12 protein-coding genes are annotated in these 16,432 nt (G+C 40.0%); all 12 read right to left on the bottom strand.

Translation table 11 applies throughout. The annotated features are described in order from the left end of the window. Window positions 1-21: 21 nt before the first annotated feature. The 12 genes from BABA_RS21090 to BABA_RS21035 all read right to left on the bottom strand — a co-directional run bounded on the left by BABA_RS21090 (window position 22) and on the right by BABA_RS21035 (window position 16,399). A complete protein-coding gene (locus tag BABA_RS21090; protein ID WP_040347174.1) occupies window positions 22-891 on the bottom strand; it encodes a carbohydrate ABC transporter permease in 870 nt (289 codons plus the stop codon). A 71-nt stretch (window positions 892-962) separates the two neighbouring features. After that, window positions 963-1,877: an ABC transporter permease gene (locus tag BABA_RS21085; protein ID WP_007087276.1), complete on the bottom strand. Its 915-nt coding sequence runs from the start codon at window positions 1,875-1,877 to the stop codon at window positions 963-965. Between the two features lie 447 nt (window positions 1,878-2,324). Next, complete coding sequence (locus tag BABA_RS21080; protein ID WP_007087275.1) at window positions 2,325-3,785, bottom strand: arylsulfatase; 1,461 nt, start codon at window positions 3,783-3,785, stop codon at window positions 2,325-2,327. 34 nt (window positions 3,786-3,819) lie between these two features. Beyond that, the gene (locus BABA_RS21075; RefSeq protein ID WP_007087274.1) at window positions 3,820-6,423 is read right to left on the bottom strand and encodes a beta-galactosidase; all 2,604 of its coding nucleotides are present in this window, start codon (window positions 6,421-6,423) and stop codon (window positions 3,820-3,822) included. 19 nt (window positions 6,424-6,442) lie between these two features. Further along, window positions 6,443-7,954, bottom strand: a complete 1,512-nt coding sequence (locus BABA_RS21070) for a sulfatase family protein (RefSeq protein WP_007087273.1) — start codon at window positions 7,952-7,954, stop codon at window positions 6,443-6,445. 100 nt (window positions 7,955-8,054) lie between these two features. Beyond that, window positions 8,055-9,644, bottom strand: coding sequence for an extracellular solute-binding protein (locus BABA_RS21065; protein WP_007087272.1), 1,590 nt, complete (start codon window positions 9,642-9,644; stop codon window positions 8,055-8,057). Between the two features lie 62 nt (window positions 9,645-9,706). Continuing rightward, window positions 9,707-10,543 carry a carbohydrate ABC transporter permease gene (locus tag BABA_RS21060; RefSeq protein ID WP_051186072.1) on the bottom strand — a complete coding sequence of 279 codons (837 nt, stop codon included), beginning with the start codon at window positions 10,541-10,543 and terminating at the stop codon, window positions 9,707-9,709. A 58-nt stretch (window positions 10,544-10,601) separates the two neighbouring features. Next, entirely contained in the window at window positions 10,602-11,549 is a 948-nt protein-coding gene (locus tag BABA_RS21055; protein WP_051186071.1) for an ABC transporter permease, read from the bottom strand. Between the two features lie 67 nt (window positions 11,550-11,616). Next, complete coding sequence (locus BABA_RS21050) at window positions 11,617-12,336, bottom strand: YesL family protein (protein WP_007087269.1); 720 nt, start codon at window positions 12,334-12,336, stop codon at window positions 11,617-11,619. Window positions 12,337-12,462: 126 nt separating this feature from the next. Continuing rightward, complete coding sequence (locus BABA_RS21045; RefSeq protein WP_007087268.1) at window positions 12,463-13,737, bottom strand: Gfo/Idh/MocA family protein; 1,275 nt, start codon at window positions 13,735-13,737, stop codon at window positions 12,463-12,465. 98 nt (window positions 13,738-13,835) lie between these two features. After that, on the bottom strand, window positions 13,836-14,885 hold the full coding sequence (locus BABA_RS21040) for a LacI family DNA-binding transcriptional regulator (protein WP_007087267.1): 1,050 nt from the start codon (window positions 14,883-14,885) through the stop codon (window positions 13,836-13,838). A gap of 251 nt (window positions 14,886-15,136) precedes the next feature. Next, a complete protein-coding gene (locus BABA_RS21035; protein ID WP_007087266.1) occupies window positions 15,137-16,399 on the bottom strand; it encodes an anaerobic sulfatase maturase in 1,263 nt (420 codons plus the stop codon). Window positions 16,400-16,432: the final 33 nt, after the last annotated feature.

Below are 16,432 nucleotides of genomic sequence, written 5' to 3'. Positions count from 1 at the left end.
ACTCTTTCCTATAAAATTAGATTATTCTTTGATGGAGCCTAGCATAGCTCCTTGTGCAAAATACTTTTGTATAAATGGATAAATAAATAATATTGGTAAGGTTGCCACCATAATCGCGGCCATTTTTATTCCCTCAATGGAAGACAAAGTCAATTCTACACTTTGCATCATCGCTTCCGCGTCACTTTCAACTAAAAGTTTCCTAAGCTTTACTTGAAGCGGAAATAAACTTGAGTTACGGATAAACATTAATGAATTGAAATAACCGTTCCAATGTCCGACTGCATAAAATAGTCCCACTGTTGTCATGGCAGGCATCGATAATGGTAATACAATTTTCCACCATGTCCGATATTCCCCGCAGCCATCTATCTTTGCCGATTCTAGTAAATCCTTAGGAATGTTTTGGAAAAATGACATCAAGATAATAAGGTTAAACGCACTGATGGCATTGGGAATCATAATAGACCATAGTGTATTTAACATTCCTAATTCCTTTACAACCAAATAGGAAGGAATCATAGGTGCATGAAAAATCATCGTAAATAAAACCACAAGAATAAAAAACGAACGTCCTTTTAAATTTGACTTTGAAAGACCATATGCCATTAGCGCTGTTAATAGCAGATTAATCGTTGTTCCAACAATGGTAACAAAGACGCTAATTCCAAAGGATTTCCAAATCGCTACGTCATTTAATACCGCTTGATAGTTTAAGAAATTAAATTCTACAGGAAGAATGGTTACTTTTCCTTGGATTATGGCATTGCCGCTGCTGAAAGACCCCGCTAAGACATGGAGAAAAGGCAAAAGCATTACTAACCCCAGTAAAGATAAAAATAGATAGTTCCATATAGTAAATACTCGACGTGACTTTGACTCTTTTATCAAAGAGCAACCCCCTCTCTTTATGATAGACTTTAGAATTATTCCATGTGTATAACTTTTATTTACATTAGTTTTTAGTAAATAGAATTACCTGTTAACTTTTTACTTAATTTATTTGCTCCAACTACTAGGATCAGACCTATTACAGACTTGAATAACCCAATTGCTGTAGTATAGCTGAATTGCCCTCCCACAAGACCGACTCTATAAATATACGTGTCTAAAACTTCACCAGTTTCTCTTACGAGTGGGTTCAACAACATATAAATTTGTTCAAATCCTAAATCTAAAATATTTCCTATTTGCAATAAAAGTAGGATCATAATGGTTGGCAGCAATGTCGGTAATGTAATACTCCAAACCTGACGTAATTTCCCCGCACCATCAATTTCTGCTGCTTCATATAATTGAGGATTTATACCCGCTAACGCAGCCATATAAATAATGGTATTCCAGCCGACGTCCTTCCAAATTCCGGATCCAACAACGATGGAACGGAAAAAGCCTGGCTCTTGCATGAAAAATATTTCCTTCCCGCCAAGACTTCTAATAATTTCATTCACAATCCCTGAACTTGGAGATAAAATATTGATCACTAAACCGCCAACAATGACCCAAGACAAAAAGTGAGGTAAATAAAGTAAGGATTGAATCGTACTTTTAAATAGTTTCTTTCTCACTTCATTTAATAACAATGCCAGGATAATTGGGGATGGGAATCCTAATACTAGCTTGTAGGCACTAATCAAAAGAGTGTTATTAAAGATTTGCATAAATTCTGGATAAGTAAACAAATTTTTAAAATGCTTAAATCCAACGAATTCACTTCCTGTTATACCTTTAAATACATTGTAATCTTGAAAAGCTATAATACTGCCGCCCAATGGAATATACTTAAAAATTAAAAAATACACGAGGCCAGGTAATATCATCGAATAAATTGGCCAATGTTTAATAAAATAGCTTTTCTTCTTCGTAACCGTTTTCATTTTTACATTCAGATTTTCCGCTGATATTTCTTTAACCGTATAAATAATTGCCCCCTCCTTCCTTATTTAATTGTCATTATATAGTTCTAATTTCGTAATTGGAATGTCACTTTTTTCTGAATCTTGTGTTTTTTTGACATTTCTCTTAATCTCCTGTTCATAACGCCTATAGCAATCTCCAGCCTAAAAATACTGTATTGGTTAACCCCAACAAAAAGGGTCAGCCCACTGTTTATAGCAGCAAGCTGACCATTAATTGAAGTGATTAAAAATGAAAATTGATACGTATGAACCAAATCCTATGCTAATTTAATTTTCCGTCACCATTAACCTAATATGCGAAAGCAGGGCACTTCCTACATATGCTCCGATGATAAGACAACAGGTTGTCCCTCCCTCCCTTCAATCCTCCTGTTATCACAACTTATACCATCATCACTTGTAGTATCAACCCAGCAAATGATCTAAGCAAGCTTTCGTTTCTCTGCCGATAATCAGGCGATTCCCATCCGTAAAACCTTCTTCCCGTCCTGATAACTCTTTGATCAGCCGTTCTCTCCAAAAAGTTAATCGCTGCGCGGATTCGATTACGGCTGCGAGGTTCGTCAATTCTTGTGGATCATCCTCAAGATTGAACAGCTGCTCTTCTCCTGTTTGCGAATACCAAATATATTTTTCTTTCCCATTTGTTACGTAATGATGCGAGCTTTGACCAGATGCATGCTCCCCATGGATATACTCACGCCATTCAACCGCACGTTCTTTGCAAAGGGAGAGTACACTCCTGCCGTCCACACATTCCGGTATCTCTACATTTGCAGCATCAAGTAATGTCGGCATGATGTCTCTAAGTTCTACCACTTCCTCCACCATTCCGTTTTTCTTTAGCTTTAATAAATTGCCAGGATCTGCAAGTATAAATGGCACTTTTGCGCTGCCCTCGTAGGCTAAGGATTTACGGAATAAATTGTGATCTCCCAGTAATTCTCCATGGTCAGAACAAAAGAGAATGACTGTATTGTTTAATACCCCATGTTCCTCCATGGCCATTAAAAATCTGCCAATCTGATAATCAATATGGGTAATCAATGCGTAATAGGCGGCTTGGGCACGCTTTAAGCGATTTTTTGGAACAATCCCTTTTGACGTAATGGGATTATACCCGCTTTTTTTTGGGTCTTCCCTTTCTGCCCAATCCCCCACGGGTGCATCCGGAAGTTCCAAATCCTTGTACATATCAAAAAATACCTGCGGCGGATCAAACGGCGGATGCGGTCTGACAAAGGACATTTTTAAGAAAAAGGGCTTCGTAGGATCGCGTCTTCTTAAGAAATCAATGGACTCCGTGACCACCCAGTTGGTTGGATGCACGGCCTCAGGGAGATGCCAGGGCCTTGCCACCGTGGATGCATTACAATCCAAACCTAAATCAATCAGATCGGCCTGGTTTCCCACCTGATTCTTCAACCATGGAAGGTAGTCATCACCGCTGTAGTTATAGGATTCGGTTTCCATATTATTATGTTTGAAGCGGTTATAATGTAAATATCCATCATGTAACACCACATTATGGAAACCGACTAAATTCCTTGCTGGATAAACATGCATTTTTCCGACAGCTTGAGTATGGTATCCTGCTTTTGCAAATTCACCTGGCAAGGTGTGTTTATAATTCCACGGCACTTTATCTTGGTAGCCGACACGGCCAGTGGACGTCTGAGACATTCCGGTTAAAACCGCCGCCCGTGCTGGAACGCAGGTTGGGGTTGCTGTATATGCATTTTTAAAAAGAACTCCGTTTTGTGCTAACTGGTCAATGTTCGGTGTATCTACCACTGGATGACCTAAAACACTTAGACAATCGCCGCGCATTTGATCGACCATTATTAACAATACATTGGGTTTCATGTTTTATGGCACCAGCTTTCTTAAAGTCTCCGGATTATTCATTACTTCCAGCTTCGACTGTGACCAACTGCTTTTTTTTCGACTGAACAAATGGAGTGTAAGAATGAATCACGACATCGTCTGGCGCATATCCTTCCTCATCAAAAATGACAATTTCATTTTGGTCTTTTAACAAGGAGACTGGAATCTTATAATCCTCCTGGGGCCCAATGTTCCAATACCTTCCTAAACACTCGCCATTTACCCAAAAGCATCCTTTACTCAAATGATTCAAGCGTACTTTTACAATTGAGCCATTATCAGGGTTCCAGGTAAAATGACTCTTATACCAGCGGGGATAAATGGTTTGTTGATCACCGCAATTAGCAGTCTTCCAATCCTTTTCCTCGTGGAGCTCAGCAAATGATTTCGTTTTCCAATCGAAAATTTGCTCCTTATCATGAAACAAATAAAGGTCAAATCGGCGAATACTAGAAATATTTTGAACATCTAAATCCAGCACATTTTCCCCTTGCTTTAAAGCACCACTTATATCTGCCACTCCATAGACAGCACTGTTCCTTGACCATCCTGTTTGACATTCCATCAGGATTTTTCCTTCATTTCCATTAACCGTAACGCGCGAAACACCTTCACCAACAAGAATGGCTCGGTCATAACCATGATTCTCAAACGTTCTTAAAAAACCGATTCTTCCCTCGATAGATGGTATTTGCGATAAATGGTGCCGTGCACCAGTGCCCTCAACTTGCCATTCCCCGCGCAGCGGCAGATATTTTCCGTTAAGTGCCGGCGGTTCACTAATGCCCTTTGGTTCCCCCATAACTTGCGTATAGTTGAAGCGTCCCATATTCTGAACGAGACATGTTAAGGTATTTTTCCCTTTCTTCACTGGAACCTCAATTTCTGCAGCCCCAAGCTTGCTAAGCTTTCCAACAAATTGCTGATTGCTGAAAACCATAACAGGATCCTCGATTCGCGGAAAAACAATCGTTGTATTATGCGTTTCCTCTGCATAGAATTCACTCTCGTAACCTAAATAGCCGCTAAACTGGCCGAAGCTGCTGAAATCAAGCGGTTTTTTCGACTCTTTCACTTTACCATTTAAAAAAGAAAGAGGTTCTTCTGCTGATTCCCATGTTAATTCGTTTGTTTCCGTTTTCTTTTCCAACTGGGGAACATGTATCTCCAGGGATTGTCTTGTGACAACTTCGATTGAATAGCTTGAGCCATCCTTAAATAACAGCTGAATGGTTTGCGGCTGACTTCCATGAAATAAACGAAATGCAATACTGCCATCTTCAAGCGTTTCGAATCGATTTGGCAATGGACAATGAATTTCCGCCTTTTGATCGAGCTGCAAAACCAAGGATGAACGCTGGCCATTTTCGTGATAGATAACCGCTTCATTTGAATCAAACCCTGTTGTCTGTCCTGTCAGCGTTTTAATGGTGAAGTGATTTCCCACTTTCACATTACGGACAATCGGTAAAACGGTATTGGCTTCAATCGTAAACAGAATTTGATCATAGCCATGTTTAACATGTGATTGAATTCTTTCATTTCTATTATTCTCAATAAATATCACTTCACCATAAGGGCTTGCGATTCGCTCAGATTTTAGGTCACTAGGCAGCTTCATATCGGAAGCCACTTTTTCTGCATCTGTAAATAGTGGTTCTAACCACTTGACAAAGGAATGATACCTTTTTAATACTTCATATTTTCTGGTTGGCTGTAAATATTCATCAATGGCCACATCATAATCATACGTGGTCGTACATAAAGTCTGTTCTCCCACTGTCCGGCCGCCCCAGTGGTCAAAATTCGTGCCTCCAAAATACATATAATAATTGATAGCTGTAAATCCATTGCTTAATAGCTGGTAGCACTCACGTTCAAGCTGTTCCGGTGTCTTTTGATCCGCTTTATTACCGCCCCATTGTTCAAACCAGCCTATCCAAAACTCCATTACCCCTTTTGGCTGATCTGGAAATCGTTCATCTAAGATCGCAGCCGCATGTTTGGAATGGGACCAAAAGTTACGAAACTCCACTGCACCCTCAACTGCTCCATAGCATGTAACAAGTGGGACATCAATTCCCCTCGCCTTCATTCCATCCCGTATATATTCCATATATGGTTTATCTGGTTTACCATATGCCTGGAATTCATTTTCTACTTGAACCATGATCACTGTACCGTTTTTCGTTAATTGATATTCATCAATAATCGGGATAACTCTATCAAAATATTGATCTACATAGTGTAAAAAGGCAGGCTGGGCGGAACGATATTGAATATCTTTCTTTGTAGAAAGCCACCATGGAAATCCGCCAAAATCCCATTCTGCACAAATATATGGACCTGGTCTCGCAATCACATATAATTCCTTGTCAGCACATAATTGGAAGAAATGGGCTAAATCTTTATCGCCAGAGAAGTCCCATTCCCCTTCATTCATTTCATGAAAATTCCATGGGATGTACGTTTCGATCGTATTGCATCCCCCTGCTTTCGCCTTATCTAATACCTCATTCCATTCTGCTCGTGGAAGACGGAAATAGTGAATGGCAGCGGATAAAATAAAAACTCTTTCATTATGAATTTTCCAGCTTTTTTTATCGTATGTAATCATGTAAAAACCTCCAATTTTATTATGCCCCAGTGATTCTAGGCATCCATATCGGTTCTTTCCCAAGCTCTGCCCAAATGTACTGAAATAAAAGCCGCTCCCTTAATGCCCGATGCTCGGGAACATTCCATAAATTGTGAATTTCTTGCGGATCCTCCTGTAAATCAAATAATTCACCATAGGTTTCGTTAAAATACAAAGTGATTTTATACCGTTCTCCTATAAATGTTTTTTGATGCACCTTTGTCGGCTGAGTGCGATATTCGCATATCACATGGTTCCTTGCCTTTTCTTTCTTCCCTAACCATACCTCTTTTTGATTAACTCCGGTCATTGTCCGGGGGATTGAAATACCTGCAAAGCTTAAAAAGGTAGGAGCTAAGTCCACAAGCGATTGCATCGAGTGACAAATTTGACCAGCGGGTACTTTACCTGGGTATCGAACGATATACGGAAGCTTTAACAAATCTTCATAGTGAAAACCACCCTTATCGTGGAGTCCGTGCTGTCCGAAAAAATGTCCGTGATCCGTTGTAAAGACGACAATTGTATTCTTAGCTAATCCAAGGTCATCTAATTTATCGAGAATTTTCCCAATATACTTATCCAGCATACTAATCATCCCATAGTAGACAGCCATGTTCTGTTGTGCTTCCTGCTCGGAAACCTTCACATGGGAATGAAATCCAATATTTCCGATTCCCTCCTCAACATAACCAGAAAAGTCTGGATTCATTTCTTGGGTCAGTTGAAAATGTGGAGGGTTATCATCATGTTCTCCCGGCACCACCTTAGGAACAGTCAATTTTTCAGGATCGTACATCGTGTCCCATGGCTCAGGTACAAGGTATGGCGGATGAGGGTCAAAAAAGCTTGCCCATAAGAAAAAATTCTCATGATTATCCTTGTATTTTTTTAGCGCAGCATTTGAACGTTCAGCAATCCAAGTATTGTAATGATATTCTTCCGGAATCGGCCATTTATATTGAATCGAGCGGTCCATTGAACCGGTTGGAGGCAAATAGTAGTCTCTCCAATTTTTACAGCCCTTTTCTTCCATCCATAAGGCATAATGCTGCCCTACATGTGCTTCATTTGTATGGTTCCTCGCCAATTCCACATAATCAAATCCATAAAATGGTCCATTAAACTTCTTCCAAAACTTTAAATCTTGTAAAATAGGATAGGATTCCAAAGAAGAATAGTCATCAGTCGATTTTAATGGCTGAAAATGGCCCTTTCCAATGAGGGCAGTCTGGTAGCCTTCATTCATTAATTCATCACCAATGGTTGGAACCTCTTCGGATAGCTTCGTACCTATTGCCCACGCTCCATGCTGACTGGGATACATCCCAGTAATAATCGATGCCCTGCTGGGTGTGCAGGTAGGGTTGGGACAATACGCCCGCGAAAATGTGGTCCCCTCTTGGGCTAGACGATCCAAATTGGGAGTTGAAATCTCATCATTATATGAACCAAGCGTATTCCAATGCTGTTGATCAGTCGTAATCAGCAAGATATTGGGTCTATTCACACAACTGCCTCCCTAGCTATTTTAAATATTCTTAACCTAATGGCTGGTATAATGTAAAAACAATCCCCCGAAATCTTTCAGGGGATTCTATTCACATTGATTATTTCGCTTTAACCCATTCACCTTTAATTTTGCTTTCTTTTATCAGCTTGTTAACATCCGCAATGACATCTTTTCCGCCTTTAGCCAAATACTCATCAACGTACTTATCCCAGTCGGAGATCGGTCTTTGCCCAACGACCATCTTTGTTAACTCATTCGTTGCAAATTCTGTTAATGCGGCATTTTTATCATTATAAACGTCTGAATGGATCCGGCCTACAGGGCTGACAAAAAAATCTGCCTCACTTAACATATCACCCATGAGTGTATTGAATTCCTTAGCTTCTGGTGCTTTGGATTGTGTAACATAATCCTTCATGGCTTGATTATCCTTGTCCCATCCACCTTGTTTCTGGTTGAACAGAGAAATTGGTGCATTTTTGCTATATTCCTCTGTTAATTGCGGTGCACCATCGACAATAGTATATCCTTTACCATTTCCGCCCATGATCCAATCAAAATACTCGTTATGAGGTGTTTGTTGATCTGCCGGCACATACTTAGCCATATAATCCATCATTTCTAAAATTTTCTCGACCTTTTTCGGATCATTCTTTAATTTGGAGCTTAGCATCCAAATCCGATAATAACCGCTTCCTGCCACATAACCTTGGGATTTGTCAGGAGCCACAAAAGGAGGAATCGCGGCAATTTTAGCATCTGGAGCATTTTTCCTTAAAGTGGCTAAATCCAGGTTATTTGGCTGTGAACCTTTGTCATTCCCTGGTTGTTCATACCAAATACCCACTTTACCGGCATTAAAGTCTTTAAATACATCATTATATGGTTTAATCGCCCAGTCTTTATCAATTGCCCCAGCTTTAAACATTTCATTTATATAAGTAACTTTTTCTTTACTTCCCTCTGAAATTTGGCCTGGAATTAATTGACCATCCTTATTTTCATGGTACCAAGAGTTACCCCAGTAAGCACCAAAACTTGGGTCATATACCAACCCTTTTGCAAGACCTAATCCCACTGTATCATTCTTTCCATTTCCATCAGGGTCTTGTGTTGCAAAGGCAACGGCTACTTCTTTTAATTCTTCAAAGTTCGTCGGCATCTTCAGCCCGAGCTTATCAAGCCAGTCTTGTCTAATAACCGGCTTTTTGCCGCCTTTAGACGGGAAATAAAGCGGGATTCCGTATTTCTTTCCATCCACTGATACCGCATCCCATACTGATTGCGGGATGTCTTTAAATGTTTCATACTTGTCCACATAATCATTAAGCGGTAAAAAAGCCCCTTGTTTAGACCACTTTATATAATTTGTATCAGCACCTTCTGTTCCAATTACATCCGGAATATCACCAGAGGCCATTTTAACTGTCAGCTTATCATCATAAAGGTCAAACGGGATGTATTGCGGCTTGAAATCCACATTAAACTTTTCATTTACTTTTTTCACAGCGTCATTTCCAGGTTCTGGAACAGGATTCTCCCACGTACCATCAAACCAACTAATTGTTATTTTACTATCTTTACCATTTTTAGTGCTTGAAGATGCCTTTTCATCTTTTGGCGAACAGGCAGCAAGTGTACCCGCTAAAAGAACAGTCGATAAAGCTATGGACATGAATCGTTTCATCTAATTGTTTCCCCCTTGTACTAGTTTTCTTCTCCCTCAATAATGGACAATTGGAATGAATGTTATTCTTTTACCGACCCAAGCATCACTCCTTTCGCGAAATGCTTTTGAAGAAATGGATAGACAATCAGAATAGGAATCGTTGCTACCAGAATGGCGGCCATCCCAACCGTCTCAGCTGGAGGCGGATTAGTCATACCTGCCTGCACGCCAACGTCAAGTACATTCCCTTGGTTTAAAATGACAAGCTGTCTAAGAACGACCTGTACAGTCCATTTGGCTGGATCACTTAGATAAAGAAGTGCGGTAAAATAAGAGTTCCAAATTCCTACCGCGTAAAACAATCCAAAGGCTGCTAATGCTGGCTTCGATAATGGGAGGATGATTTTTGCGAAAATTTGTAAATCATTTGCTCCATCGATAATCGCAGCTTCCGTTAAATCCATGGGTAGGGCCATGAAAAATTGTCTCATGACAATTAAGTTAAACGAGCTGATGGCTCCTGGAATAATCAGCGCCCATAAGGAGTCCATTAAACCCGTTGCCTGAACAATCATATAGGTTGGAATCATTCCAGCACCGAATACAAATGTAAATAATACAAGAAAAACATAAATTTTCTGGCCGAGGATATTTCTTGAAAGTGCATAGGCCATCATCGCCGTCAATAATAAACTGACTAATGTACCAACTATGGTTACATAAATGGTCACACCAAGAGACCGGATGAATGCTTTGGAGCCTATAATATACTCATATGCATCCAGCACCCATGTTTTCGGGAATAGAAGTAAATCCGTTTTGACAAATTCTTCGTACGTAGCAAATGAAACAACAAACATATAATAAAACGGAAACAACATCGTCAATGCAATCAGAGCAAGAAGAATGATATTCATGGTATCAACTAATTTTTCTGATGGCTTTCTACTTTTTAGCACGTTAACCTCTCCTTTCTTAGTAGACTCCTCCGTCCCCGAACCGTTTTGCTAATCGGTTGGCAGCGACAATTAAGATCAGTCCTACAACAGACTTAAATAACCCGACCGCAGTAGCAAAGCTGAAATCAGAGTTTTGAATTCCCTTCAGGTAGACGAAGGTATCAAGAACGTTTCCAATCTCCATGGTGAAAGGAGTTAACATTAAATAAATCTGTTCAAAACCGACATCCAAAACACTTCCAAGTCTTAAAATTAAAAGTATGATAATGGTACTTTTTAGAGCAGGCAGGGTAATATGCCATATCTGCTGCCAGCGGTTAGCCCCATCCACAGCAGCGGCTTCGTACAGACTAGGATTAATTCCAGATAATGCCGCAAGGAAGATGATTGTTCCCCATCCAGATTCCTTCCAGATTACCTCAAGAACAACCAATGGCATGAACCAGTGAGGATCCTGTAAAAATCCAATAGGTTCAATACCGAAAGCGCCTTCAATGATTTTATTAACAATCCCATTTGATTTTAATAAGACAGTGACAATCCCGATCACGACCACCCAAGATAAAAAGTGTGGAAGATACACGATGGATTGGATCACTCTTTTATAAAAACTTGATCTCACTTCATTCAGCATAATCGCTAGAATGATAGAAATCGGAAAGGCGAAAACAATTTGGAGAAAAGATAGGTATAAGGTATTCCACAATACTCGAATAACTTCTTGATCTTCAAATATGGTTTTAAAGTGCTTAAGTCCAACCCAGTCACTATGGAAAAACCCTTGAAAAGGACTAAAATCTTGAAATGCAATAATGTTACCAGCCATTGGGATATACCGATAGATAATAAAATAGAGAAGTCCCGGCAATAACAATAGATAGAGGTAACGCTCTTTCCACATTCTTTTCAACTTACTTTTCTTTGGTTTGATCGTTACATTTGTTTTTTCCTTTAAATCTATCATTGATTCAGATGTTCTTTGTAAATTTTCCATTTCTTCCTTTCACATCCTTCCAAAGGATCTTCCTGATTCAAGTACTTGACCTCAAATTTCCTTTGTTATTTGTTGTAGGCTTTGAATTTCTCTGAAATAACTCTTTCATTTTTGAATGGTTTGTTACTAAATTACTTTCCTCCTTCTTTTCTATCCGCTTTAACACCTTCATTGACACCCACATGGAAAGGAACGCGCACAGACTTACTCCAAAGAATGGGATCAATCCTGGTACAGTTATGAACAATAAATATACTGCATAGTACCCAACAGCCATAAGAAGTGTATGAAAAGGGAATGAAATACCTATTAATAATGAAATGCTAAAGTATCTGCGAAACTTACTATCGAAATGGGCATAGACAGGAAAGATATATAAGAGAAGTATGAAAAATAACAAACTTAGCATGAAAACAAAGATTAATAGAAACCAGTAGGCGGGTCCATGTGTAAAACGGATAAGGGAAAAATTCAAGTAAATGAGAAAGGAAATGATGATGATTATACCGCCTAATGCGTTTGCTTTCCAAAATTCCTTCCGAAATGTTGTCCAATATACTTTTACATATGACTGATTATCAACGTTCCCCATCATCCATTTACGCATAACAGAATATAAACCTGCCGTAGCAGGCATAACCCCGAAAATTATGCCGCCACAAAGTGAAAATACGATCCAAAGCAGTTGAAATTGTGCAATCCTCATGACCTTTTCAGCGAAATGATTGAACTTCCCTAAAAGTCCGTTACTTTCCATCGATCATTCCCCTTTTTGTATAGACATTGAGACGTTTTCTTATTCCCATCCAAACGTTATCCAAGAGAATTCAGTTTTATTAAATAATGGATAGCAATCGAAAAGAGTTGTAAGAACCATCGTCTCTTAAGCTTTGATATGATCTGCCAAACTTTGATAATACTCATCGAGATGAATGGATTGACCCTGATTCAGCCTCGAATCTTCAGCGGCAAATGCCATGAGGTGGCTTCTTACGGAAGCAGATGCGGAAGAAATACTATCCCCGTTATTTCCATATTGGATTTCTCGAAGGAATGTTCTCATGATTCCGTTATCACCTCCGCCATGACCGCCAACAGGGTTGTCAAATTTGATGACAGTTTCCTGCTTGGTGAGGAAATCAAAGATGGAAATACTATTTTCCTCCATGTTTCCACGGATTTCTCCTTTTGTTCCCATTATTTGCACGATCCGTGTCTGCTCTCTTGTAAAACCACACATACTGAATGTTGCAGTTGCTCCGCCTTCAAATTCCATATTGACCACCTGATGGTCGACAACATTATTATCTGAGCGGTATACGCATTTTCCATATGGCGTTTCCTTTAATGCCTTGATAATGCCTTCATTCGTATAATCTTCAGTGAATTTCTTGGCCCAGCCTTTTCCCTCACCAAGATAATACCTGCCCGCATGATATGGGCACTCAAGTTCCGCCGGACAGCCATCTAGACAGCGATGCGGTGCACCAGCCGGGGCATTTTCTTCTTTAAAATGCAGCAGCGAACCGTAGGAACTAATGCGTTTACATTCCTTTCCCATAACAAACGAAATAATATCCATATCATGGCAGGATTTTTGCAGGATCATCGGACTTGATTTCTCCTTGTTGTTCCAATTCCCACGGACGAAGCTATGGGACATATGCATCACTTCAACATTTTCATTTAATTGCAGCGATACAACCTCACCAATTTGCCCTTTGGCAATCACCTTTTGAATCGTAGACCAAAATTCGGTATACCTCAAAACATGACCAATCGTCAGCTGACGATTATATTTTTTCGCTGCCTGTTCCATCGCAATACATTCCTGCGGATCAGGAGACATTGGTTTTTCCAGCAGTACATGATAGCCCAGTTCGAGCGCCTTCATTGTCGGTTTAAAATGATTTCGGTCAAGTGTACAAATAATCGCAATGTCGGCCATCTTTCGATCAAGATTTAATACCTCTTCCCATGAACCATAACAATGGTCATCAGGTATACCGTGCGCCTGTTGTAGTTTCGTTCTTCTTTCCAAACCAGGCTCTGCCACGCCGATAATTTTTAATTCATTCGGATAGGTCAGGGCAAACGGCGCATAAGCTCTTGCACCTCTGTCACCTGCTCCGATAATAATCGCTGTCATTGTTTTCATCTCAGTCTCTCCTCTCATCGATCCAATATAGGTTTGTTTTCAGTAATTTTCCAAAATCAATCCAAACGTTTTCCAATGGGTGTTTAAAAAAGAACCACTTAGGTTCGTATGATCGATGATGATTCCCGCAAAACTAATTCAAATGGTAAAATAAGCTTGATGGGAAGAGTAACTTTCCCTTCCACCATTTCCATGATGGTTTTAGCTGCCATTTTTCCCATTTCGTATTTAGGGATATCCACCGTTGAAAGCGGCGGCGATGAATATTTCCCCATTTCAATATTATCCACTCCAAAGAACGCGATGTCCCCCGGAATGCGAAGGTTATTTTCAACCACAGCTCTCATCGCGGCGATGGCCATCATGTCACTGGCACAAACCATAGCCGTTGGCAAATTAGCCAGGTCTCTTTTAACGAGCTGGTTCATTTTCTCGTAGCTATTTTCCATTTTCCACTTCGTATTGATGACCCAATCAGGCCGGATCGTAAGTCCCGCTTCTTCCATCGCTGTTTGATAGCCTTTAAACCGGTATTCAGCATGCAAATCTTCAAACGTTTCGTTGACGCCACCGCCAATGAATCCAATTTCCCGATGTCCTTGGCTGACGAAATGCTGAACAACCCTTTTAATCGCGGCCTCACGATGATAATCAACCACAGCCATATTCTTATCAGTATAGAAAAAGTCCAATCCTACTAGCGGAATCGTTTGCCGAATATAGTCAATCAAACGATCATCAATCCTGTCGATCAGAAGCAGCCCTTCAATCCCCAGATCATGGATCGTCTCCAGAAGCAGCGCCTCATTTTCAAGCTCATCCTTGGTAATACTAACTAAGGTGTAATCTTGTTTAGTCAAAGTATCACGAATACCCGTATAGATACTAGCAAAGTATGGGTTAATTTCAGCTGATTTTGGATTAGCAACCCAGCCAATTTTCATTGTTCTTGTATTCGTCTTTGTCTGCTTATTATTCACCAGGTTTCGGGCATGCTGGTTTGGGATATATCCCAGCTCCTTGACAGCCTGCCATATTTTACTTTTTGTTTCCTGGTTCACATTTCGTGTTTGGTCATTTTGAATGACGCGCGAAACAGTAGAGATAGAAACGCCTACATATTCCGCAATGTCCTTTAATCTTGCCACTAATAAAACACCTCTTAGTTATGAAATTAAGCACTTCCCTAAAGGATATCATTTTGGAAATGCATATTATACTTTTTATGTAATGTTAGAGAGGTTTTACTTGCTTGATAACAGCTTACTTCTTACCAAGTTAACGGGTTGCAGGTACATGTTGTTTAAAAAATGAAAGTTGGCAGAAAATTTACGTTAATTAGAATATACACTCACCAAATTGAACCTGTCAACCCATCAACTGAAATTTATTATACTCCCTAAAAGACTACGGTTAAATCCGCACAGCATTGTTTGTATTTTTTCCCGCTGCCGCACGGACAAGGATCGTTCCTCTTTGGCATTTTCCCTTTAAAATAACGATCAACATTTTGCTGAAACATGCGTGCCCTGACGTTGTCCCCAAGCTGTTTCATCCGTTCATTGGCATAGCTGTAAATTTGCTTATAACTCGAACAAAAATAGTCTACCTCTGATGTCGAACGATCAGCTCTCCATTTCCGATTACGAGGACAACCCCCGTGACAAAGCTTTTTCCATTCGCACGTTTTACAAGGTTCAGGTAAAGTTGGCTTCATTTTGAGGAATTGATCATATAACGGATGGGATAATATCTCATCAATAGAATCTGTTCCAACATTACCAATCTTCCAATCTGGATGAATAAAAAAGTCACATGGGAAGGCGTCGCCATTTTGTTCTAAAATAATCGTTTGCGGGCACGCAGCCCTATGTACACATAAACCAGCCTCCCGATTCACATAAACAGAAAGCATGTCATCGAAGAATCGAATAGAGGTTTTTGGTTCACCAGCGTTATACCAATAGTCAAAGGCTTCACTAAGGAAACGGCCATACTCTTCAGGTGTGATATCATAAACACTGGGACGGTTTACCTCTTGAGCGCGAAAGTCCATACATGGGATAAATTGAACAAAGGCGAATCCCTCTGATTCATAAAAGCGCATCATCTCAGCTGCCTTATCAACATTTCCCTTGTGAATCACGGTTAAAATATTGAAATCAACCTGATGCCGGCGAAGATATCCAATCCCCTTCATCACCCGGTCAAAGCTCCCCTGTCCCCGTGAATCAACTCTCCGGGCATCGTGAATCTCTTTCGGTCCATCCAAACTTACTCCAACTAAAAATTGATAGGTTTTTAAAAAGGATGCCCATTTATCATTTAGCAATGTTCCATTTGTCTGCAGTGAGTTAGAAATAATCGTATTCTTCGGTGCATATTTGGCTTGAAGTGAAACCACTTCCTCAAAAAAGTCATGTCCGGCAAGTAAAGGTTCCCCCCCTTGCCAGGCAAAAGTGGCAGCCCCTTTTGACCTCTCCATGTACTCCTTGATAAATTTTTCTAGAATAGTAGAATCAATGCGATTAATCTTACGCCCCGGCTTTCCGCCGCAAGTACTGTAATAGCAATAATCGCAAGCTAAATTACAATCCTCTGACACCGTCTTCCACATTACATTAATATTTCGGTGTTCTGTTGTTATGCAGCCATTGCTCATTGGTACTCCCCCCTAATCAGATAAAAACAGAGC

It is taken from the genome of Neobacillus bataviensis LMG 21833 (assembly GCF_000307875.1).
Lineage (GTDB): Bacteria > Bacillota > Bacilli > Bacillales > Cytobacillaceae > Neobacillus > Neobacillus bataviensis.
This window is presented reverse-complemented; position numbering and strand designations above follow the sequence as displayed.

Excerpts from the sequence above, each read along its gene's own strand:
- BABA_RS21085 (WP_007087276.1), bottom strand. The coding sequence starts at position 1,877 with ATGAAAACGGTTACGAAGAAGAAAAGCTATTTTATTAAACATTGGCCA.
- BABA_RS21080 (WP_007087275.1), bottom strand. The coding sequence starts at position 3,785 with ATGAAACCCAATGTATTGTTAATAATGGTCGATCAAATGCGCGGCGAT.
- BABA_RS21075 (WP_007087274.1), bottom strand. The coding sequence starts at position 6,423 with ATGATTACATACGATAAAAAAAGCTGGAAAATTCATAATGAAAGAGTT.
- BABA_RS21065 (WP_007087272.1), bottom strand. The coding sequence starts at position 9,644 with ATGAAACGATTCATGTCCATAGCTTTATCGACTGTTCTTTTAGCGGGT.
- BABA_RS21060 (WP_051186072.1), bottom strand. The coding sequence starts at position 10,543 with ATGAATATCATTCTTCTTGCTCTGATTGCATTGACGATGTTGTTTCCG.
- BABA_RS21055 (WP_051186071.1), bottom strand. The coding sequence starts at position 11,549 with ATGATAGATTTAAAGGAAAAAACAAATGTAACGATCAAACCAAAGAAA.
- BABA_RS21050 (WP_007087269.1), bottom strand. The coding sequence starts at position 12,336 with ATGGAAAGTAACGGACTTTTAGGGAAGTTCAATCATTTCGCTGAAAAG.
- BABA_RS21045 (WP_007087268.1), bottom strand. The coding sequence starts at position 13,737 with ATGAAAACAATGACAGCGATTATTATCGGAGCAGGTGACAGAGGTGCA.
- BABA_RS21035 (WP_007087266.1), bottom strand. The coding sequence starts at position 16,399 with ATGAGCAATGGCTGCATAACAACAGAACACCGAAATATTAATGTAATG.